This is a genomic window from Chryseobacterium sp. ISL-6, assembly GCF_018613715.1.
GTDB classification, from domain to species: domain Bacteria; phylum Bacteroidota; class Bacteroidia; order Flavobacteriales; family Weeksellaceae; genus Chryseobacterium; species Chryseobacterium paludis.
The window spans coordinates 1-21,763 of record NZ_JAGGPT010000002.1; the positions used below are offsets into that span (position 1 = coordinate 1).

Here is a 21,763-nt window from a genome sequence, read left to right on the forward strand (position 1 = left end):
AATTAGGAAACTTCTTTACACTTTTATTTTCTTCTGTCATCTTGATTATTTATTTGTTAAAATTCTAAGCCTTGAGGATTTTGTTAAGCCAAAAAAATTTAGCTGACTAATCCCAATTCTTTCAAATAAACTTCAATTTCAGAATCTAGTTGGGAACGCTTTGATTCAAGCTCCTTAATTTTTGCCATTACCACCTGAATATCAATTTCCTCTTCTTCCTCAAAAGTATCGACATAACGAGGAATATTTAGATTGTAATCATTATCTGCAACTTCCTGCAATGTCGCTTTATGACTGAATCTTTCAGTTACTGTACGGTTTTGATAAATATCAACAATTTTATTGATGTGGGCATTAAGCAAGACATTTTGGTTTTTCTGCTTTTCAAATTCTTTGCTGGCATCTACAAACAAAATATCTTCATCGGCTTCACGACATTTTTTAAAAATTAAGATACAGGTCGGAATACTTGTTCCAAAGAAAATATTGGCAGGTAAACCAATTACAGCATCTAAATAATTCTTCTCTTTAATCAGATATTTTCGGATAACCAATTCCGCTGCACCACGGAACAGAACACCATGAGGCATAACTACTGCCATAATTCCATTTTCATCCAAATGATGAATCATATGCTGAATAAAAGCAAAATCTGCTTTTGAAGATGGTGCTAATTTTCCGTATTGTGAGAATCTTTCATCCAATAAAAGAAGTTCATTAGAACTCCATTTTGCAGAGAAAGGCGGATTAGCAACAATTGCATCAAAAGTTTTATCAAGATGTTGAGGTTTTTCAAGCGTGTCTTCCTGACGGATATCAAAATTGCTGTAATTGACACCATGAAGAATCATATTCATTCTCGCCAAGTTGTATGTTGTACGGTTCATTTCCTGACCGTAGAAATCGCTTACTTTTGCTTCACGGGCAACACGCAAAAGTAACGAACCACTTCCGCAAGTCGGATCATATACAGATTTCAATTGTGATTTTCTACTAGTCACAATTCTCGCCAAAATAGTAGAAACTTGTTGTGGAGTATAAAATTCTCCTGCTTTTTTACCAGCTCCACTTGCAAACTGTGCAATCAGATATTCATAAGCATCGCCTAAAACATCAGCATTGGTATCTGATAAATTGAAATCAATATCATCCAGATGATATAGAACTTTGGAGATTAATGTATTTTTTTCGTCTTCTGTTCTTCCTAATTTGGACGAAGTAAGATCTAAGTCATCAAAAAGACCTTCAAAATCATCTTCACTATTGGTACCTAATGTTGATTGCTCAATATTATTAAGAATTTTTGTAAGTTCAGCTAAGATGAAATTAGACTTTCCTTCCTGTTTCTGATGTCCTTTTTTAGCAATATTACTGAAAAGTTCCGAAGGTTTTAGAAAATATCCCAAATCTTCAACTACCTCTTCATAAATAGATTCAACGATTTCTTTTCCATCTTCAGAATTTTCGTCAACGTCGTTGTAATCAACCTCTTCTCCCGAGTCTAATAAAATTTTATTAGCTGTAAAATGGATTTTCTCTGAAAGATATTTATAAAAAATAAATCCTAAAATGTAATCACGGAATTCATCCGCATCCATTTTACCACGTAATGTATTCGCTATATTCCAAAGTTGCTGCTGCAATTGACGTTTCTGTTCTTCTGACATTTTATCCTTAATTAAAAACTTTAAAGATATTTTATTTTAGATTAAAAAGAAAGAATAGAACTGAAAAGTTTATATAATGTTGAAGTCCTAATTGTAACGTATTGTAGTATAAATGAATGACTGTTAAATTTAATGTTCATCCACTATGACAGCTTTAATCCTCATACATACCCATCTTCTCAATCTCCACATTGGAAAATACACAAACACCACAGACATTGCCTTAGTATCCAGCTTATAATCCTTTGAGGAATTATATTGGTCAAAAAAAAAAGTGCAACACCAAAGAACACATAATCACCCCATCCCCAACATCATCGCAATACCCACCGCATCTGCCATAGTATCTATATAATAAATCTGCATCACCCCTTGATTAGCGGCAGCCTGTGTCAACGAATTTTGTTGATTCTGATTATTCACTGCGTTTTCAAACAGGATTACTGTAGAATGTGCCAAGGATTGATATACACTCCCCAAAGCAATACTCCCCGCAGCGATATTGGCAGAAAGCAACTCGTTCGTTTGATCAGTAGGAATCTGTGGAAGATCATTTTCAGAAACCAGAGAAACCGTATTGTTTTGATACCCGTTATGTACGATATGGTATACTTCCAGAATATAGTGTGCGATTAATTTCGCAGCCTGAAATTCCAACATTCTTTTCAGTTCAATAATCTCATCTGCGGTTACAAAATCCTCCAGGCTATTGACATTGACGTCATGAACCGTGTACATCGCTTCATCGGTGTCAGACTGACTGATCTCAATATCCATTTTTAAAACAACTTTTGATTTCTCAATATTGATACCAAGGATTTTCGAATCATTCTCCGGTTCAGCAATATCCCCAAGACTATTAAATGGAAGAATGTCGATGTGACAATGCAGATTCTTCGAATCATCCCACTTCATCATTACAACCGAAATTCCTGTCGATTGATCTTTAGGTTCTACAACAAATGACTGATAAGCGTCGGATGTACTATTGCTATTTATGCAATGAACAAGTCTTATGGTTGGCATTGCTTCAATTTCAGTGGTTTGTACATTAAATACAAAACGATTGCTGTTATGATCAGGATTAATCTTGCTAAAATAAGCCGGGTCCTGTTCTTTCTGAAAAGAGAAAGCTTTGCTTAATTCCTGTAAGGAACGCAGGTTGGTCATTTTAGCGGGCTGAGGTTCGTGAGCGTGATTCATGTCTTATGGTGTTAGGTATTCATTAGTTTTTGTGGTCGTCTTTCAGATGAAAATTCCGGTTGATGTATAGGTGACTTTCATCTTCTGGTTTTTCATTCCAGGTTATTCCTCACAAATCTATTAAACAAAATAGGATCACGAATCAGTAGAAAAACTGATTTTCAAAAAAAAGAATGCTATTCTCAGGATGTAAATGGTTAAAACGGTGACAGTAATCTATACCTGAATGCATGATCACAGAAGACCGTAAAGAATTATACTTCAGAACCTTAGTTCATCATATGGTTTTTCGAAACGTCAGTGATCACTGTAGTAATGAACAGTCTGCCAATGCAATCCATCCTATTTCTAAGCCACGTGATTTAAAAACCATTTTTTTTGTAAATTTCAACAATAATTTAATATTATTCACTAATACCTAATACCAATGACAACTGAGAACATTTACCTATCCATTAAAAAATGGAAAACTTTAATTGATTCCTATAAGAGCGGAAATGACGCGAATGAAAAGGAGATTCTGGGCTATTTAAACCAGGGAACTCACTTTTCTGTTTCCGGAAATGAGGTCGCATTATGGAAGACCAATCTTGAAAATGCGGATCCTAAAAGAGTTCATGCTTATCTGGGCATCGATGAAAACAAGCTTAAATTCTTTCTGATCGATTCCAAGAGTGACCGGGAGGCCGATTTCAACAATATCTTTATCAAGGAATTTACCCGCCAGTCTCCGGAGGATCAGGCTCAGAACACCACCAATCTGGAAATTTTGCCACCCATCACTTCAGAATCGGCGATCAACCGCAATTTCCGATGGAATATGTATGCTACAGCCTGGTTAAAAGCCCAGAAGACCGAACCTTTTGTTCAGGTGATCACTATTCCGTTTGAGGATTATGAACGATTAGGCCTCGGGGATAGCGAATCCTGCACGTGTTTCTTTGGATTAACGGATGAAGCAGAAAAAGGAGACACTGATTTCGCGTATCATATTGAGATCATTACGGTTAAAGATTTAACGATCAATGAAATGAGCAGGACCGCGGAAAACTATTCCACGCCTCGACCTCCTTTTACCGTTGCTGATCCCGTTGACAACTATCAACTCTTGCTCAAAAGCGGTGCTTTCTTATAACAACCTATCCCTCTATTTACAAATACTTATCAACCTGACTTTGCTTACAGGTTTGATCTTGCTTGTAAAAAAAGGGATAAAAATAATGGCGGTGATCACGGTATTTCTCGTCGCAGAATTCACCCTGGAGCTGACAGACCTGATAGACCGCCTGCTGAAACTGAACACATTGAACACCTACAATTATGCATTGAGCCAGTTTTTCAGCCTGGTGATCCTCACAGAAATTTACAGCAGGTATTTTATAAAGCTCCCGGTCTCCATCAAGTGGATCGTTTATCTTTATGCGGCGGTTTTCCTGATCATCAATCTGATGGATATACAAAAGGGAACGTGCCCTACTTTTTATTCCAACATCAGCAGCAGTATCATCATCTGTAGTTTCGCAGCCGCTTATTTTATGAAAATGCTTAAAAAAGGAAAGATTGAAAAAAGCCTGTTTATCGTTAATATATTCGTCTTTCTTTTTTTTTCTGTTGAATGTCTGATCTCTACCACTTTTAATTTCTTAGTCACCAACCACCTGGAATGGGTAGCCCCGATCTGGCTTTTCAGAGGGGTTTTGCTGTGGTGCCTTTATCTTGCTTTTATTAATCTGGGATGTCGCAGTGGGAAAATCCGGGCTTGGTAGTTGGATGGATATGGATTGGTATAGGGCTATTTTTTTTAACGACGTTATTGATCACGATATTGATCGTCAACTATCTGAAAAGCATCAGGAAAAACAAGCAAAAAGTAATGCGGCTGGTCCGGAATACACAGACGGAATGCTGGGAAAATACACTGCATTTACAGGAAAGGGACCGGGAACGTCTGGCAGAAGAGCTTCATGACAATATCATCTCACGCCTTAACGTCATTCGTTTGAATATCAATAACAAGAATACGGAAGAACTGAATCTGGATCTGAAAACCTCCATGCAGCTGATCCGGGAATTGTCGCATAATCTGACCCCTCCGGATCTGAGTGAAATTGAATTAACGGATCTTATCGCCGATTACCTCGATCAGATCAGCAAGAATATTGAGATCGCCTACCATCATATGGTTTCAGAAGCCGCCCTCAGCAGCCCCGTTAAATTAAACATCTTCAGGATCGTACAGGAATTGATCACCAACGTTTTAAAACACGCCAATGCAACCAGGATTGATGTTTCGCTGCGGGTCTCTCCTGATTATCTGACACTCACGATAGAGGACAATGGCAATGGTTTTAAACCAGAAACTCATTACAATGGAATTGGTTTAAGAAATATCCAATCCAGAGCTCAGAAGATCCAGGCAGTTTATAAGCTTAAATCAAGGCCGGAAAAGGGGACGAAGTTTATTGCGGCTATGGCGTTGGAGTGAGGGATTGAGAATTGAATTGAATTGAAAAATTAATATTGAAAATAAAAAATTAAACTTAAAAATTAAATGGAAAATTTAAAAATTAAAATCGGCATCGTAGATGATGACCTTCTTTTTGTACAACTTTTAAAAAATTACATCAATAATGATGAACGTTTTGAGGTGGTACTGACCTCAACAAGTGGTCAGCATTTTCTGAATGAAACAGACAATAATGCTTTGGACGTTTTGATATTAGACCTGAGGATGGCTAATGGTGACGGACTTGAAGTGATGTCTGCATTATCCCAAAAAGAAGCTGACACCAAGATCATTGTCCTTTCCAGTTTTTACCGTCGCTCTTTTATGGGACAAATGCTGAAAATGGGAGCGCATGCTTTCCTGTCTAAAGAAATTGAGCTGGAAGAACTTTTAAATGTTATCCATTCGGTCTATCATAAAGGACATTATTTTTCCGATGAGCAGATCGATGTGATGCGGGGTCAGCTTTCCAATAAACTCCCTGAATTTCACGCCTACTCCAAGGATGACCTCACGGACAGGGAAGTTGATGTTCTCAAACTCGTTTGCCAGCAATTAAGTACAAAAGAGATTGCCGACGCTTTATTTATCTCACCCAAAACGGTAGAAACGCATAAAACCAATCTGATGATCAAAACCTGTGTGAAAAACATGGCCGGACTGGTGATCTATGCCGTTCAGAATAATATTGTGGACGCTAATGAAATTGTGCTGTTTGATAAGTAACAGCTGTAAAATAATTGATCATTGATACTGAATAGAATACAAATTTTAATAAACCCGTAAAAAAGATTACTAAAACATAAACCTCTTTATTATGGAATTACAAATTTGTATTCTTTCTCAGTATTTATCTTTTTGAGGAGTTTAGCTTCAGGCCTTTTATGGATGTCATACCTATGATTTCAAAACCATGAAATTAATTTAAAGAGCAATTTACTATGGTGGATGCCATGAAATAATATTGCCGATAACTCATTACTCTGTATAGTCAAAAAAACTGGTCTTTTTAGTAAGATCCTCTACTGTATGCCTTATACGAGGTAGATTTTGAGATGCTCTGTATGCTGCTGCATTGGCTCTTGCCATGTCAGGAAACAACCTGCTTCCAAAAACCTGATTAAAAGAGGCAAAATTATTAAATCCACCCCCTTTGAGCTTAATGTATACATTACCATCTTTCTCAAAAAATTCGAGGTCTAAGTAGCCACCACTGAAAAAATGCCCTGGCTCTGCAAGATTTCGCATGGTCAAATCTTCATCATTATGGGTCGTTCTTACCTGTCCACCGATTATTGCTGTCGTCACCCCTTCATGAGTTCTTCGTCCCATCAGCTGTCCATCTCCGCCTCTCAAGGCACCGGGCACCGTTCGTCCAATAGAATTCTTTGAAAAATCATATACCGAACGTGCAGTAAGGTTATCGCTAACGGAACCTACCAGTACATTAAACTCAAAATCGTGTTCATTATAGCAGAACTTCCAACCCAACCATCTTCCAAAAATGCGGAGAGGTTCCATTCCCAGGGATCCTACCCTTCCTTCCGGAGACACTATCTCATCCACAAAACGAAGTTGGGGAGCAAACTGTTCCAGTTTTAAGAAGTATTTATAATTAGGCTCATCACTATTCCAGTTGGCCCGGACATATTGAGATGACCGCAACAATAAAGGATACATTATATTTCTCATATCAATTTTATTTTAAGTTATTAAGATTTTGTAATGATTAAAAAAAATCAGGGAGAACCATAACGTCCCCCCTGACATGAAACCTAAAAAACACGCTTTTAACTAAGGATTTAATATTTTAGCGATAGAAACAGCATCTGCTACTGTATCCAGGCTATAGATCTGGATCACTCCTTGTGTAGTGGCTGCCTGACCTAAAATATTTTGTTGGTTTTGTGTATTCACTGCATTTTCAAACATAATTCCTGTTGAATGTGCTGCTGTCTGATACACGTTGCTTAATGCCATTGCTGGAGATTCTGCTACCACTTTTACGTTGGTCTGGGTAACTGCGTCTGTGATTTGTTCGTTAACTGTTGCCATAATGATTATTGTTTATTTGGGTTAAAAAGCAACCGGATGCTCCGGCTGCAAAGATTATTTTTTTACTGTTGCCCTTTTTTAAGGATTCAGTATTTTAGCAATAGAAACAGCATCTGCTACTGTATCCAGGCTATAGATCTGCGTAACACCCTGTGTAGTCGCTGCCTGAGTTACAATGTTTTGCTGATTTTGAGTGTTTACTGCATTTTCAAACATAATTCCTGTAGAATGTGCTGCTGTCTGATATACATTGCTTAAAGCCATTGCTGGAGATTCTGCTACCACTTTTACGTTCGACTGGGTAACTGCGTCTGTGATTTGTTCATTAACTGTTGCCATAATGATTATTAGTTATTTAGATTAAAAACAACCAGATGCTCCGGTTGCCGGGTTATTTTTCTGCGCTTCGCAAAAAAGATTTTTATGGTTTTAAAATTTTTGCCATTGAAACAGCGTCTGCTATTGTATCAAGACTATAGATCTGCGAAATCCCTTGAGTCGTCGCTGCCTGAGTTACAATATTTTGCTGATTTTGAGTGTTCACCGCATTTTCAAACATAATACCTGTTGAATGCGCTGCTGACTGATACACGTTGCTGATCGCCATTGCAGGAGATTCACCTACTACTTTTACGTTCGACTGCGTTACTGCGTCTGTAATTTGTTCGTTAACTTTTGCCATAATGATTATTGTTTATTGGGTTTAAAAACAACCGGTTTTTCCAGCTGTAAGGATTGTTTTTCCGCTTAGCAGAACGGTTTTTAAGGTTTCAATATTTTAGCCATAGCAATTCCATCCGCAATGGTATCTTTGCTGTAGATCTGCGTAATACCTTGTGTAGTCGCCGCCTGAGTAAGGATGTTTTGTTGGTTTTGATTATTTACCGCATTTTCAAACATAATGCCTGTAGAATGTGCTGCTGTCTGATACACGTTACTTAAAGCCATTGCAGGAGATTCTGCTACTACCTTTACGTTCGACTGCGTTACTGCGTCTGTAATCTGTTCGTTAACTGTTGCCATAATGATTATTGTTTATTGGGGTTAAAAAACAACCGGATTCTCCGGTTGCTCGGATTATTTTCTGCTTTTAACAGGAAGGTCTTAAGGTTTCAGTATTTTAGCAATAGAAACAGCATCTGCTACTGTGTCCATACTGTAGATCTGAGTGATCCCCTGTGTAGTCGCTGCCTGACCCAGGATGTTTTGTTGGTTTTGGTTATTTACCGCATTTTCAAACATGATCCCTGTTGAATGTGCTGCTGTCTGATACACGTTACTCAAAGCCATTGCAGGAGATTCTGCTACCACTTTTACGTTGGACTGCGTTACTGCGTCTGTAATTTGTTCGTTAACTGTTGCCATAATGATTAATTGTTTTTTTTGAGATTGACTCTCGATTAAGAAATTATTTGATTTAAACTAGTTTTATATGGTATTTAACCTCATCGCAGATAATTCGAATGCAACAGATTTCAAAGCATTGATAAAAACTACTAACTGAGGATTGGATATATGGATGACTTCTGTACAATGGTTGAAATCACGATCCGTAAAATCTGCGAGAGTTTAAAATGATGTATTTGATGAACTTCAGCGATCATGGCTGAGGCTAAAGAAAAGGATGCGGTTCCTTCTTTTCTTCTACGGTAGACTGCTGTACATAATATACACTTTGAGCTGAGATTGCATTTCCACATGATTGCCCGTTTTGGGAATCTACAGCATTAAAAAAACCGGTGCAGGATGAAAATTTTGACCTAATATATGTTGAGGGGCACCGGCTTCTATTCTACAGAGAAGAAAACCGCATCCGTAATTATTTCTTACTGAAGGTTAAAGACCCTTTTTTAGCATGGCTAATTCCTTGAGCAATTTTCCGGAATGCATCTTTTTAATTCCCATGACCGTATTGCTTATTCCCAAAATTCCGTTTTGCTGTTGATGTACTGCAGAATTCATATGCATTAATCCTGTTGATTGTGCACTGACCTGCGAAGAAATAGCACTCGTTACCGAGGTTGACATTCCTAAAACTATCGTATTGATATCGCTCATAATAATTGTTATTTTTGTGATTAGATGTATTATTTCCGCATATTAGCGAGCCTTATTTGCAGCTTGTTCATTCTTTCCGCCACCTTGAATTCTTTCTCTTTTATTTTTTCCTTCGACGTTTCCTGAAGCTTTTTCAATTGCTCTTCGTAATTCATCGTTGGCAGATTGGTGGTTGCAGACGCCTGATAGGCTTGCTGCTGTTTAACAGCTTCTTCCAGTTTTTCCAGTAAGGGAGCCAATGATTTTAATGTCTCTTTGGTCGCTTTATCTTTGATATAATTAATGATTTCATCTTCATGACTGAGAACAAAAGGCATTACATCTTCCACCACTTCATGTTCTATCACCTCTACAACAATAGGTGGTGCAGGGACAGAGGGGCGAGCCCTATGATTGATTCGTCTTCGCATAGGTTTTAATTTTTAGAAGGTGGTTCTCCGCAGAATGCACTTCTAGAGCAGATAGCCTATGAAAGCTCCTGCAGCAGTCCAGTCCCTGTTGAGATTCTGAATAACATTGCTTCCGATAATTTCTAAAGCAATACTTCCTGCAATCGCATTCGCCGACATCATTTGCTTCAACTGTTCCGGAGGAAGCGTTAAGATATACTCATCCGGGATTAAAGGTGATCTGCCAGGATTTGCTGGATTTTCATTGATTACAATATCCAGAATTTCCTGAAAATAATGGGCAATTAATTTAGATCCCTGAAATTCTAATTCTCTTTTCAATTCTATAATCTCATCCGGAGTCACCAGGTCGGAAATCGCACTTACATCAACATCGTGAACCGCATATAAGGCTTCACCTGTATTGGATGCAGTAATGGTAATATCTGTTTTGAGTACACATTTCGATTTTTCCAGATTTACTGTAAGCAGCTTTGATTCCGTTTCGGGCTCTGCAATATCTGAGAGGGTACTCAGTGGAAGAATTCTTACGTTGCATAGAAAAGTGTGATGCTCTTCGAGCTTGATCATGATCACAGCTATTCCCGTAGATTTGTCTTTCGGCTCTATCACAAATGATTGATAACTATTAGACCTTCTCCCTTTGGTACAGATCACCTGTCTTAAAATAGGTTGTATATTGATACTTGATGTTCCCAGACTAAATACCGCACGGTCATTGTTATTTTCCAGTTTCTTAACACTGAAATAGGCATTGTCATTGGTTCTTGTCAGATAAATACTTTCGTTCAATTCTTTTAGGGAACGTAAGTTTAAAATTTTGGCAGGTTTAATTTCGCTTGAATAATTCATCTCTTATTTTTTTAAGTTTATCGATTAGTTTTGTTGTTATCGTTTTCTTGGTATGTTCACTTATATGTTGTTCTACAGGAACCACCGCTTCTTTAATCTCAGGTTTTACAAGGGGTTGGGTTAATTTTACAGATTTAAGCACAATTCCATCCCCATGGTCAGCCGCGGTTACATTTTTTCTCATACTATCTTTCTGTGATGAGGTTTCTTCCGTAACCGGTAGGGTCAATCGTTTTTTTTTTCCATATCCTCCTCTTCAGCGGAAACATCTGTAAAAGGGGGCGGACTCTGGATCATGCCGGGCATCGGTGAAGCACTGCCATTGAAGATCGCACCGGAAATTTTCGTTTTTGCTTCAGCATAATCACTTACTATCTTAAATAAGTCCTTCATGATTTCATTTCCGTTTCCTCCCATTGGATCCTGGGCAGAAGCCCCTTCAGCCTTCGCTCCGACACCTCCCGTTGGTGGAAAATAATTTCCATAGGTTAAGAAGTTATGAGCTAATTTGCTTAATGCGACTAAACCCACCTGTTCAAATCCTTTTAAAAAGGACTGTAAATCCTGAACCATCATTCCGGTAGACTGATCAATCATAATTTTCGCAGCTCCGGTCATGGGATCGGCCTTCGGCGGCGATAGTACTTCGGTATTCACAAACACTACCGCTTTCTCTGCCGGAGTGGTAGGATTGGCTTCCTGTTTCTCAATGTTGTTCTCATCCATCGTTGTAAGGTTTTAGATTATCCTTTTAAAATCTTAATGGCATCTGCAACAATCGCAGGGTTAAGCTGATTCAAGTTTTGCTGATTCGTCACCGAATTCTGAATGGAAATCCCACTTGCATGGGTGGCCATCTGATAAAGCATACTCATGGCCTGTGCCGGAGACTCACCAAGCACGGTAACATTAGTCTGCGTAACTGCATCTGTAGTCTGATTGTTTACTGTATCTGCCATATTTTTTGTTTAAATGGTTATTTTAGTTTTAGTTTTTTCTGACATTCTCTAAGATTTCTCTCATCTCAATTCAATCTTTTATTTTATATTGTGATTGTAATCGCAAGTGCATCGTTACTTTCTCTCTTTTGTCTGTTACAAATGTCTTAAACTAAAACAAGTCAACACTCGGGGAAAAAACTGATTTTCAAAAACTAGGGAATTCTCCTAAAGGTGAAATGAATGATAAAATAAAGAAGCGCTTATAAACTTGGATCTCCCTCTGGGTGGGCTTTTGCTGAAAAAAGCACCTCATAAAAAAAGACCATCAATCCCTAAATTGACGGTCTTTTTATTCTTTTATTTACAAAATAACGAACATAACATACTGTAAAACAGCTTAATAATGTTTTTTATACATTCAAAATACAAATCTTATTTAAAAAAACAGGCCCTTCAAAATAAGATTTTCATCCTCCAAATAAAAAATTTTTTTCTCATAAACATCGTATTAACCAAGCAGATACCACATTTATTTTTTTATTTATTAAAAAAATAAAATTTAACATATTAAATATAAAATAATCTTATTATTTTTGTTGAATAAACAAAAAATTTGGATAAATTAATACTAATTTCATGATTGTAACAAATAAACAAAAAATTGTCTTTAAGATGAGGCTTCTTTTGACACTTTTGATACTGAATATCTTCTTAATGATAGCAGGATATGTCTTAAGGTCATTGATCCATGAAGATTTACAATTACCTTTATTGGGTGTCTCACTTGTATTTCTGTTACTGATCATAAGCCGTATCATCCGTTTAAGGGTATTTCATTTTGAAAATACGGGAGCTGTATTTTCAATTAAGTCCTACCATCCTGTAAAAAGAGGGATTATATTTCCATCGGTAGATTATCCTGTTAATCGATTACGGGCTTTTAAGATCGAAAAGTCTCTTATGGCAAAGAATATCGTTGTCGAGGTGAACACCCAGCAGAAAGAAAATCCACTCAGAGTAAAGCTTAAAGCTTCAAACATCACTGATAAAGACTATATGCGTATGATCAATTCCTTTACTTAATATTATTTATTTTAAACCACTGATATTTATTTAAATAGAAGTGGTTATTTAATTTTACACCCTTTTTTTCGTAAGTTAGCCTCCATAAGATCACCTCCATTTCAGTGATTATTAAGTATGCATAAAGAGTGAAATATAAAGTAATATTTCCACGTGTATTAATTTCCTTACCCATAATTCTGTTTATGGGTTGCAGCACCTCGGGTAACTTTGTCAGATATTCGAGAAGTTATGTTGAGGTTGGAAAGATCATGGATTCGGTTCATCTACCCTATATTATTGATTTAGAACAAGGTGACAAGCACCTTATCGCGATGGGTGTTTCCCATACTTACAATGATAATGATCCTCAGATATCCGAAATAAAACAGACTTATCTTCAATTCAAGCCAGATATTACAATCAATGAAGGTGGGCAGATCACAAAGAAATTTGATTCTGAAAAAGAAGCTGTAGAGCAAAATGGAGAAGTAGGCTTGCTGAAATATTTAAGTGACATAGATCATAAACCATTAATGAATGGAGATATTGAGGACTCACTTGAATTTAAACTGATGTTAAAAAAATATTCAAAGGAAGATCTCCTACTCTACTATATCATGGAACGCCTCGTAATCCCACATCTAAATGGTGCTTATGGCAATAAGACAATTGAAGAGCTGTATACAAAAGCAATCCAAAAGTGGTTTATCCAGGAAGGTTTTCCCGTTGATAAGGAATTACAAAACTTTGAAGGATATAAAAAATTGTATCAATCTAAAATGGGTCATCCTTTTCAATTGAGTATGAATCCTGATATTGAACTTTTTGACTATGTAAATCCAAACTGTACCTATTGTACAATAGGCAGAAACTCTAAAATACTCCGCGATTCTATATTACTGGAAAAAATCTCTTCTGAATTGAAAACACACGGTAAGGTGATGGTAGCATTCGGGCACGGTCATATCTTAGCCATTGAACCGGCTTTAAAAAAAATGATGAAAAAGTTATAATACTTCATCACTCAATTTCAACTTTCAACTTTCATTTTTACATTCTATTGTAACAGATCACCTTTTTATGATCAGGCTTTTATAAGAGTTCATTTACATTCGGGAAATATCGTCAACACAACGGGAAATGCAGGTACTTATAATAATAGGGCACAACGATACCTTTGCTCTACAATATAAATATCTAAACAGATGAAAATGAATAAATTAAAATCGAGCTGGTTGGTACTGGCTGCCATACCGTTTTTTTTATTATCGTGCGACGACAATGATGATAATCCTATGGAAACCGGAATGCCGTCAACGATTACCATAGAAAATGTACTCGACTCTAAGCCTTTAGTGGAATCGGGCGTTTTTCAACATAACGGAGCTTCTCCTGTTATTATGCCTGGAGAATCTACTTCTTTTCAGTTTTCTGCAGCAAAAGGACAGGCGATAAGCTTTGCAACCATGTACGGCTGGTCAAATGACCTTTTCTTCGCTCCTGAAAATCCGGGAATAAAATTATACCAGGATAATGGCACCCCTATTGAAGGTGATGTTTCTTCTCAGATCAAATTATGGGATAACGGAACAAGAATTAACCAGACTCCCGGATCTACAGTAATGCATCCTGGAACAGCAGAAACAACGGCTCAGAATATCACTGAAGTATCAGGAACTGATGCGCAAGGTCATACCTATGCAGCTGCCTCATCATTAATGAAAGTAAATCTGCATTACGAAGGCAATTCAATGTTTAAATCATTAGAAAATAATGTGTATGATCAGGTTGTCCTTTATCCTATCTATGATTATCAGTTATCCAATTTTGTTTCATTTTATATTCAACCCTTTACAATAAGTGAAAAGCAATATATAATTTATTACTATAAACTCAATGGAGAAGGCACTTATTACATAAAAGATAATGCAAAGAACAAAATTGTTTTTGAAAGTAAGGCGCTAACATCAAATGCCCCGATCTCAAAATTTGAGACAATTGATAACACTCATATTTTACTGGTCGAAGACATGGGAGATCATGGACAGAGAGCATTTGTTGTAAGCACTGAAAACAATCAATGGAAAACTATGAATGCATTTAAAGGGAGGTCATTCAAATTAAATTCTGTTGATTATGATGAAAAGAGCGATGGAAGTCTAAGGAAGTATTTAAGGTTTGCCAACAATAAACGTATCAAAGCTAATTATCCCAGCCGTTATTTTAAAAATTTTGAAATTGGTTTTGACACAAAGACCCAGACGATCTTCTATAAAAAATTGAATAATGGACCAGAGGATTCAAAAAAAATTGAATCTAAATGGGAGAACAAAATGTTTACTATTGATGATTATTACGTAGGAGAAAATCTTAATGACCAACCCATGCCAATACCACACTAGCCACCATTCCAGCAAAGTTGCTTATAAGTAAGTAATCTCTAAAATAATGAATTGAACAGACGTAACTTCGTGTCGATTTTGATTAAATGACTAACTTTCTTCTTCATTGTGAAATCGAAGATTAAATGTAATTAATGACAAATTCAAAACTACGGCAAAAGGTTCTCGATACAAAATTATTTTCCATTACATTCCAAATAATTTCACTCGAACTGACGGTATACAAAACGATCAAAGTCTTATCGTCACTTCCACTTGATTTTCTTCAAAAATCAAGTGGAAAAATTGTTAAAATCCGATAACTCATTGATCCTCAATCTTTGTCATTCTGAAAGAATCTAACATCAATATTTTGATAATTTAAACAAGAAATTATTCGATTTTCATCTTATGTATATTTCAAATGCATAATCATTTAAATTTAAAATAGCTAAGTGTTTAAGAGCTTTTTACTTCCCACAGATTTCGCAGATCACACAGATTGTTTGAAATTTTTATCGCAGATAAAAATCCTTGCGTCTTAAAAACGCAACAACTAAAAAAAACTTTGCGTCTTTGCATATAAACATTCCCTACTTAATTTTTAACACCAGTAACCTATTCACTTTTTGCCAAATGGCAAATACTTAACCACTATCTTTGTTTAAATTTCGGGCATGAAAGAACTATTCGATTTTATTTTAAGATTTGGAAACCTCAACCAGCAGCAAATTGACTTTATCACCAGTAAAGCCACTGAACTTCATCTTCCAAAAGATGCTTATTTTTCGGAAGCAGGAAAAATTGCCCGTCAGATAGGATTTATCGTGGACGGTATTTTACGGGTGTGCTATTATGATAATAAAGGCGAAGAGATCACCAAATACTTTATTGAAGAAAATAATATGGTCGTCGATCTGGAAAGTTTTGATAATGAAATCTGTTCAAGTACCTATGTTGAAGCAGTTACAGACTGTACCATGATCGTTTTTTCAAGGAAAGACTGGCTTGAGCTTTTACAGACCATTGTTGGATGGGAAGCTATTGTTCACAAAATCATCTCACGAGCACTGATTCAAAAGGTGGAAAGAAGAAGCCCTTTGGTTACAGAAGATGCAACCACCCGTTACCTAAAGTTTTTAGAGATCTATCCTACCGTTGTTAACCGCATTCCTCTTTCTTATATCGCATCTTATCTGGGCATTACACAGTCTTCACTCAGTAGAATAAGAAAAAACATACGTTAAGATCGCTTTTTGCCAAATGGCAAAAGATTTTATTTTCAAATGTTTGACCTTTACATTATTAAATAAAACAAGAAAATGAAATCAGTATTAATAACAGGAGCCAACAGAAGCATTGGCCTTGAAATAACAAAACAACTTTCAGCAAAAGGATTATTCGTTTACTTAGGCAGCCGTAATCTCGAAAAAGGAGAAGCCGTAGTAGAGGAACTTAATCAAAATGGGTATCAGAATATCAAAGCCATTGAAATCGATGTTACCAACCCCGATTCAGTCGCTGCAGCTAAGAATATTGTAGAAAAAGAACAGGGAAAACTGGATATCCTGATCAATAATGCAGGTATTCTGGGAATAAATCCCCAACCCGCATCAGGTACTTCCATTACAGAAATCCAACATGTATTTGACACCAATTTCTTTGGAGTGATCAGTGTTACACAGGCTTTTTTAGATTTACTTAAAAAATCCGACAGTCCGAGAATCAGTAACATTACCTCGGGACTTGGTTCTTTAACCCTACACAGCGATCCTACCTGGAAATATTACAATTTTAAAACAGCAGGATACGGAACATCAAAAGCAGCTTTAAATGCTTACACTATTGTATTAGCGTATGAATTAAAAGATCTTCCTTTTAAAGTCAATGTAATTGATCCCGGTTATACCGCAACTGATTTCAATGCCCACGGTGGTCCGGGTTCTGTAGAAAGCGCCGCATCTTTCATTATTAAACACACGCTGACTGATGACAACGCCCCAACAGGACAGTTTTACAGTAATGATATTGAGGATGAGATAGGAATTAGTCCGTGGTAGGTGATTTTGTACAATGTAATTTTTTGTACCATGTAAAAAGTAAAATGTATTAATGATTATGAGAGAGACCTGACGGTTTCTCTTTTTTGTGTGATGATCTAAGCAGAATAATTAAGGTTCTTGGTACAAATGATTTTCCATTACATTACCAATCATTTCACTCGAACTGACGATGTATACAGATTTCTAAGCGTTGTCGTCACTTCGAGTAGATTTTTGAAGAAAATCGTATCGAGAAGTTTCTACCCCTTGAAGTGATAGAATTCAACATTTTCTAAAATAAAAACACCACATTATTGTGGTGGTGTTTTGCTATTGTTTTATATATTTTTCGTCAATTACTGTTTCAACATATCCTTCTAAATTATATTGCATTAAAGCATCAAAAGGAAATAATTTTGACATTGAATAATTGCGATCTTTATTTATCTTTTTAAATAAATCAACCATACTTTTTAAATCCTCATCAGAATCAAAAGAAAATGCATTGTAAATAGTGTCTTTGTATAACTTAAAATCGACAGAGCTAATTATTTTTTGCTTTTTACTATTATCCCAATTCTTATTTTTAGCTGCTTGTTCTATTTTTCTTTTGCAATATGCCATGAAATAATTTTCAAAATCCGTAGACTCAATTAACTGATCAACTAATATTTTATTATTTGCCGAAGGTTTATTAACTGTTGGAGGATTTACATCTTGTGAAAATAAAAAAGAAGCCATTAATAAAGAAAATGTTAATAATGTTTTCTTCATAAATTTTCATTTTTAATATCTTATAAATTTAAAATTTATTTTGGTAAAGAGCTCCAATAATGAAAAAGGATTCTATCTCGAAAATCTTTGATTTTCAAGTTATGTGACCTCCTTGTATAGCATTAATGAACTTTAAGAAACTAAAGTATTCAAAAACCTTTGTGGCTTTTGTGGTTATTTTTTTAAACACAAAGTTTTATTTCCAAACCGTTTATCGTAACAGGGCAAAGAGTAGCGACTTTGTCACTGATAAAGCTTGCTTCTGAAAATCAATAATATTGGTTTAATCTAAGGAGATATTTAAATATACATCAATGGTAGAGTGGTATATTTATTGAATATGTACAACTTTATTAACCTACACAATTACTAAAAAAATTATGAAAAAGATATTGTTGATTTTATTATTTTCTACAATCATTGTGACAAATGCGAAAGCCCAAGGAATGGTGGTAAATGCTGACGGAACTCATTCAACCGTAATGGGCAGCACTATTGTAAACTCAGATGGTACTCATTCAAGTATAATGGGCAGTATCGTTGTAAATCCTAATGGAACCCATTCCACTATGATCGATAATGGAGCTACAAAGACCATAGTAAATTCTAATGGAACTCATTCTATTATGATCGACGATGAAGAAACAAAGACTATCGTAAATTCTGATGGAACTCACTCCACTGTGATTGACAATGAAGAGACAAAGACAGTGGTAAAACCCAATGGAACTAAAAGAAAAAAGAAATAAAAGCTATTATAATCAAGGCATTACTAAAAGCGGATTCGATTGAATCTTAACTCTAAAATCCGTTATTTTCAGCAATACTTGAACTGGTATTTATAGTTTATAAAAAATATTAATTAATATCATAGAAAGAGAAGTCTCAGAGCTTCTCTTTCTTGATTTCATCTAACTAAGTTTTCAAAAACTTTTGTGACCTTTTGTGGTTAAATTTTAAACGCAAAGTTTTATCTACAAACTGCTTTATTATAAGTTTGCAAAGAATAGCGACTTCGTCGCCGATTAAGTTGGCTTTTGAAAAATCAATTTCATTGATTTAAAGTCTTTATTGCCTTTATATGTATGCATTCAATTTTTCTTTGCGTTAAAAAAACACCTCCTTTATTAAAATCATTCTTCTTCCACCTATTAAAAAGAAAACTTAAAAATTCTGAGTCATTTTTTTCTATATTTGTACAAAACACGGATACAATCTCATTATGGAAAAGCTAAGAAATCTAAGAAAACAAAGAGGATTCTCTCAGGAAAAACTGGCAGGCATCATCGCAACCGATCCTTCCAATTACTCTCGTAAGGAAAGAGGAGAAATAAGAATATATGATGATGAATGGGAAAAGTTGGCAACAGCTTTAAATGTACCTGTGGATGAGATAAAAGAAGAAAGACCAACAGGTATTGTACATAATGATAATTCAACTTTTAGCGACAACTCAAATTCCGGTAATTTTTATAATCAACAATTTAATATTCCAGATTCTGTCATAGAAAATTTACAGGATTATATTAAAGTTTTAAAAGAGCAGATTGAAACTTTAAAAGAGGAAAATCAGAAATTAAAAAGCAAGTAGAGTCTTTCTCTATTCATCCTATTCCTAAGTTCTTATAATGACATCCGATATGACTACAGAAGAACAAATCAGCCATTATATTTCCATTCAACCAGAGTCTAAACGTAATGATATGGAAGCTTTGCACCGTTACATTCTACAAGTTATGCCAGAATGTAAATTATGGTTTCTGGATGGTAAAAACGATAAGGGAGAAACGGTTTCCAATCCTAATATCGGATATGGGTTTCATGTCATGAAATATGCTGATGGAAGCACCAGGGATTTTTATCAAATTGGTATTAGTGCCAACACAGCTGGTATTTCTGTTTATGTTCTTGGAATTAATGATAAGAACTATTTACCTCAAACCTATGGAAAAAAAATAGGAAAAGCGAGTGTAACTGGGTATTGTATTAAGTTCAAAGCACTGAAGGATATCAATATTGAAGTGCTTGGGGAGGCGATACGAGATGGAGTTGAGAAAAGCCTGGAGTCATAAAAATAGGTAGACAAAAGTTAATCACAATAAAAAAGAGAAACCCCACAGTTTCTCTTTTTTTATATCATCTAATTAAATTTCCTTTTCCTCAACCAGAAGAACAATCCGCCCAGTAATCCTATGATCACTAGTGGAAGCAGTAAGTTAAACCACTGCCAGTTGGTTTTTTCTTCGGTGATTCGCTGTCTGTCTAATAGTCTTTCTTCGATGTTTCGGTTTCTCAATTCCATCAGGTTACTGTCGTCCAAAAGGTAATCTAAAGCATTTCTTAAAAACTGTTCGTTTCCGAATTGCTCATTCGTCATCAGATCCACTCCTAGCGGCAAAGGCTCTCCTTTGATCACTTTATTTCTCCCTACATCACCGTCCGCAATCACGATCATTTTATTGTTAGGGCTCTCACCTTTAAAACCTTGATATGATTTTCTTTCAATCCTTGATGCGTATGCAGAAGTAAACTTCCCCTCCAATGCTACGGCAAAGATTTTCGGAGTACTTGGTTTTTCCATTTGTCCCAGACTGTCAACACTTGAAATCTCTTTCAGATCAACATAGTTGGGAACCTGTTTCAATAAAGTTCTTTCACTGGATTCAAAAAGAACTTTGGTTTTGATATTTTTTCTGCCTAAAGTATCAATCGATGTCGGAAATTCAAATTTTACCGGATTGATATTTTTAGTAATCGGATCGTTCTTTTCAGCAATTCCTAATGGGAAATACGGCCATGGAAGGCTTGTATATTGAGGGTTACCACTCACCTCTCCTGTTACCAGTCTCAACAAAGCAAATTTCTTTACATCTTTTACCAAAGCAGGATTGATCCTGATTCCGTAATTAAAGAAGAAATCCGTCATATTAATATCAACAGGGAAAGGCATTACTTTTTTAGATCTTGTCAGCGTATCCATTTCTGCATTCACCGCATCGATCATCCATAATGTTTTTCCACCATTCATGATGTATTGATCCAGGATCACTTTTTCACCATCTGTAAATGCTTTTCTAGGTTTTGCAATGACTAAAGCGCTCATCTGCTTTAACAAAGGAATATCCGCAGCACTTAGCTCAACCTGATTTTTAGGAATAACCGGTCCGGCATCATAATTTTCTAATGCCAAATGCATGAAACCCTGGAATTCACCGGGACTTAATTCATCCTGATTCACCAAAACCCCTATTTTCTTTCTCTTATCGGTCGCAATATTTTTGATATTGGAAACAAGGTTGTATTCTAAATTCTCAATAGATTTCGTCAGCTGCTCATCCGCATTGATGTTCGCCTGCTGTACCACCAACGGGATAGAAACTCCGCCTTTGTTGTATTTAAGCACCGCATACGGAAACAATACGATCTGTGAAACTTTACCATCTTTTACATCCGGAAGAACGGAAGGCTGCATTCCCATAGCCATCAACGTATCCTGAGACATTTTGGTTTTAATGGGATCGATAAATTTAAAATCTATTTTTGGATTGATCTTTCTGAATTCTTCCAGCATAAACTTTGTTTCACTCTGCAGCTGCTTGAAACTTGCCGGGAAATCACCTTCTAAATAAACCTCAACGGTTAAAGGCTTTTTAACCGATTCCAATACTTTAATGGTATTATCGGAAAGGGTGTATCTTTTTTCTTTGGTTAAATCCAATCTGATTCCTGAAATGGCCAAAATAATAACCAATGGCAGGATCACAAACAGTAAAATTCCTAATGGAGACTTGAATGATATCTTCTTCATA

Annotated in this window: 28 protein-coding genes; 12 read left to right on the plus strand and 16 right to left on the minus strand. The window is 35.9% G+C overall.

All coding sequences use genetic code 11. From position 1 onward, the window contains the following. Window positions 1–98: 98 nt before the first annotated feature. Window positions 99–1,667, minus strand: coding sequence for a type I restriction-modification system subunit M (locus tag J7E44_RS04980; protein WP_214826224.1), 1,569 nt, complete (start codon window positions 1,665–1,667; stop codon window positions 99–101). 297 nt (window positions 1,668–1,964) lie between these two features. After that, window positions 1,965–2,870, minus strand: a complete 906-nt coding sequence (locus tag J7E44_RS23895) for a RebB family R body protein (protein ID WP_251040489.1) — start codon at window positions 2,868–2,870, stop codon at window positions 1,965–1,967. A 427-nt stretch (window positions 2,871–3,297) separates the two neighbouring features. On the opposite strand from J7E44_RS23895, the gene J7E44_RS04990 reads away from it, so the two are divergent. The 4 genes from J7E44_RS04990 to J7E44_RS05005 all read left to right on the plus strand — a co-directional run bounded on the left by J7E44_RS04990 (window position 3,298) and on the right by J7E44_RS05005 (window position 6,102). Continuing rightward, window positions 3,298–4,005 (plus strand): hypothetical protein, encoded by a 708-nt coding sequence (locus J7E44_RS04990; RefSeq protein ID WP_214826226.1) that lies wholly within the window; start codon window positions 3,298–3,300, stop codon window positions 4,003–4,005. A gap of 85 nt (window positions 4,006–4,090) precedes the next feature. Further along, on the plus strand, window positions 4,091–4,636 hold the full coding sequence (locus J7E44_RS04995) for a hypothetical protein (RefSeq protein ID WP_214826228.1): 546 nt from the start codon (window positions 4,091–4,093) through the stop codon (window positions 4,634–4,636). Further along, window positions 4,606–5,355 carry a sensor histidine kinase gene (locus J7E44_RS05000; RefSeq protein ID WP_214826229.1) on the plus strand — a complete coding sequence of 250 codons (750 nt, stop codon included), beginning with the start codon at window positions 4,606–4,608 and terminating at the stop codon, window positions 5,353–5,355. Before J7E44_RS04995 ends, J7E44_RS05000 begins: the two co-directional genes overlap by 31 nt. 66 nt (window positions 5,356–5,421) lie before the next feature. After that, entirely contained in the window at window positions 5,422–6,102 is a 681-nt protein-coding gene (locus J7E44_RS05005) for a response regulator transcription factor (protein ID WP_214826230.1), read from the plus strand. Between the two features lie 252 nt (window positions 6,103–6,354). Here the strand turns inward: J7E44_RS05005 and J7E44_RS05010 are convergent, their stop codons facing one another. The 12 genes from J7E44_RS05010 to J7E44_RS05065 form a co-directional block, all read right to left on the minus strand. Continuing rightward, window positions 6,355–7,068 carry a hypothetical protein gene (locus J7E44_RS05010; protein WP_214826231.1) on the minus strand — a complete coding sequence of 238 codons (714 nt, stop codon included), beginning with the start codon at window positions 7,066–7,068 and terminating at the stop codon, window positions 6,355–6,357. 102 nt (window positions 7,069–7,170) lie between these two features. Next, window positions 7,171–7,431, minus strand: coding sequence for a RebB family R body protein (locus J7E44_RS05015; RefSeq protein ID WP_251040490.1), 261 nt, complete (start codon window positions 7,429–7,431; stop codon window positions 7,171–7,173). Between the two features lie 78 nt (window positions 7,432–7,509). Then, a complete protein-coding gene (locus J7E44_RS05020) occupies window positions 7,510–7,770 on the minus strand; it encodes a RebB family R body protein (protein WP_251040491.1) in 261 nt (86 codons plus the stop codon). Window positions 7,771–7,852: 82 nt separating this feature from the next. Continuing rightward, complete coding sequence (locus tag J7E44_RS05025) at window positions 7,853–8,113, minus strand: RebB family R body protein (protein ID WP_214826232.1); 261 nt, start codon at window positions 8,111–8,113, stop codon at window positions 7,853–7,855. 80 nt (window positions 8,114–8,193) lie between these two features. Then, window positions 8,194–8,454, minus strand: a complete 261-nt coding sequence (locus J7E44_RS05030) for a RebB family R body protein (RefSeq protein WP_251040492.1) — start codon at window positions 8,452–8,454, stop codon at window positions 8,194–8,196. An 81-nt stretch (window positions 8,455–8,535) separates the two neighbouring features. Continuing rightward, window positions 8,536–8,796 carry a RebB family R body protein gene (locus J7E44_RS05035; RefSeq protein ID WP_251040493.1) on the minus strand — a complete coding sequence of 87 codons (261 nt, stop codon included), beginning with the start codon at window positions 8,794–8,796 and terminating at the stop codon, window positions 8,536–8,538. A gap of 471 nt (window positions 8,797–9,267) precedes the next feature. Next, window positions 9,268–9,489 carry a RebB family R body protein gene (locus tag J7E44_RS05040; protein WP_214826233.1) on the minus strand — a complete coding sequence of 74 codons (222 nt, stop codon included), beginning with the start codon at window positions 9,487–9,489 and terminating at the stop codon, window positions 9,268–9,270. Between the two features lie 29 nt (window positions 9,490–9,518). Then, a complete protein-coding gene (locus tag J7E44_RS05045; RefSeq protein WP_214826234.1) occupies window positions 9,519–9,899 on the minus strand; it encodes a hypothetical protein in 381 nt (126 codons plus the stop codon). A 42-nt stretch (window positions 9,900–9,941) separates the two neighbouring features. Further along, complete coding sequence (locus tag J7E44_RS05050; protein ID WP_214826236.1) at window positions 9,942–10,751, minus strand: hypothetical protein; 810 nt, start codon at window positions 10,749–10,751, stop codon at window positions 9,942–9,944. Further along, window positions 10,729–10,980 carry a hypothetical protein gene (locus J7E44_RS05055; protein WP_214826238.1) on the minus strand — a complete coding sequence of 84 codons (252 nt, stop codon included), beginning with the start codon at window positions 10,978–10,980 and terminating at the stop codon, window positions 10,729–10,731. Before J7E44_RS05055 ends, J7E44_RS05050 begins: the two co-directional genes overlap by 23 nt. Continuing rightward, window positions 10,977–11,477: a hypothetical protein gene (locus J7E44_RS05060; protein ID WP_214826240.1), complete on the minus strand. Its 501-nt coding sequence runs from the start codon at window positions 11,475–11,477 to the stop codon at window positions 10,977–10,979. Before J7E44_RS05060 ends, J7E44_RS05055 begins: the two co-directional genes overlap by 4 nt. A 17-nt stretch (window positions 11,478–11,494) precedes the next feature. Beyond that, the gene (locus J7E44_RS05065) at window positions 11,495–11,710 is read right to left on the minus strand and encodes a RebB family R body protein (protein WP_047400697.1); all 216 of its coding nucleotides are present in this window, start codon (window positions 11,708–11,710) and stop codon (window positions 11,495–11,497) included. A gap of 618 nt (window positions 11,711–12,328) precedes the next feature. Here J7E44_RS05065 and J7E44_RS05070 point away from each other — a divergent pair. From J7E44_RS05070 to J7E44_RS05090, 5 genes are all read left to right on the plus strand, one after another. Beyond that, entirely contained in the window at window positions 12,329–12,775 is a 447-nt protein-coding gene (locus J7E44_RS05070; protein ID WP_214826242.1) for a hypothetical protein, read from the plus strand. Window positions 12,776–12,960: 185 nt separating this feature from the next. Then, complete coding sequence (locus J7E44_RS05075; RefSeq protein ID WP_214826245.1) at window positions 12,961–13,770, plus strand: hypothetical protein; 810 nt, start codon at window positions 12,961–12,963, stop codon at window positions 13,768–13,770. A gap of 198 nt (window positions 13,771–13,968) precedes the next feature. Continuing rightward, window positions 13,969–15,159, plus strand: coding sequence for a spondin domain-containing protein (locus tag J7E44_RS05080; RefSeq protein ID WP_214826247.1), 1,191 nt, complete (start codon window positions 13,969–13,971; stop codon window positions 15,157–15,159). A gap of 656 nt (window positions 15,160–15,815) precedes the next feature. Beyond that, the gene (locus J7E44_RS05085) at window positions 15,816–16,385 is read left to right on the plus strand and encodes a Crp/Fnr family transcriptional regulator (RefSeq protein ID WP_214826249.1); all 570 of its coding nucleotides are present in this window, start codon (window positions 15,816–15,818) and stop codon (window positions 16,383–16,385) included. A 75-nt stretch (window positions 16,386–16,460) separates the two neighbouring features. Then, on the plus strand, window positions 16,461–17,198 hold the full coding sequence (locus tag J7E44_RS05090; protein ID WP_214826251.1) for an SDR family oxidoreductase: 738 nt from the start codon (window positions 16,461–16,463) through the stop codon (window positions 17,196–17,198). Window positions 17,199–17,510: 312 nt separating this feature from the next. Here J7E44_RS05090 and J7E44_RS05095 read toward each other — a convergent pair whose 3' ends face one another. Next, window positions 17,511–17,954, minus strand: coding sequence for a hypothetical protein (locus J7E44_RS05095; protein WP_214826253.1), 444 nt, complete (start codon window positions 17,952–17,954; stop codon window positions 17,511–17,513). Between the two features lie 380 nt (window positions 17,955–18,334). On the opposite strand from J7E44_RS05095, the gene J7E44_RS05100 reads away from it, so the two are divergent. The 3 genes from J7E44_RS05100 (at window position 18,335) to J7E44_RS05110 (ending at window position 20,026) form a co-directional block, all read left to right on the plus strand. Next, window positions 18,335–18,703: a hypothetical protein gene (locus J7E44_RS05100; protein ID WP_214826255.1), complete on the plus strand. Its 369-nt coding sequence runs from the start codon at window positions 18,335–18,337 to the stop codon at window positions 18,701–18,703. Between the two features lie 473 nt (window positions 18,704–19,176). Continuing rightward, entirely contained in the window at window positions 19,177–19,545 is a 369-nt protein-coding gene (locus J7E44_RS05105; RefSeq protein ID WP_214826257.1) for a helix-turn-helix domain-containing protein, read from the plus strand. 37 nt (window positions 19,546–19,582) lie between these two features. Further along, window positions 19,583–20,026, plus strand: coding sequence for a DUF1801 domain-containing protein (locus J7E44_RS05110; RefSeq protein ID WP_251040494.1), 444 nt, complete (start codon window positions 19,583–19,585; stop codon window positions 20,024–20,026). A gap of 68 nt (window positions 20,027–20,094) precedes the next feature. Here the strand turns inward: J7E44_RS05110 and gldG are convergent, their stop codons facing one another. Further along, on the minus strand, window positions 20,095–21,762 hold the full coding sequence (gldG, locus tag J7E44_RS05115; RefSeq protein WP_214826258.1) for a gliding motility-associated ABC transporter substrate-binding protein GldG: 1,668 nt from the start codon (window positions 21,760–21,762) through the stop codon (window positions 20,095–20,097). Between the last annotated feature and the right edge of the window lies 1 nt (window position 21,763).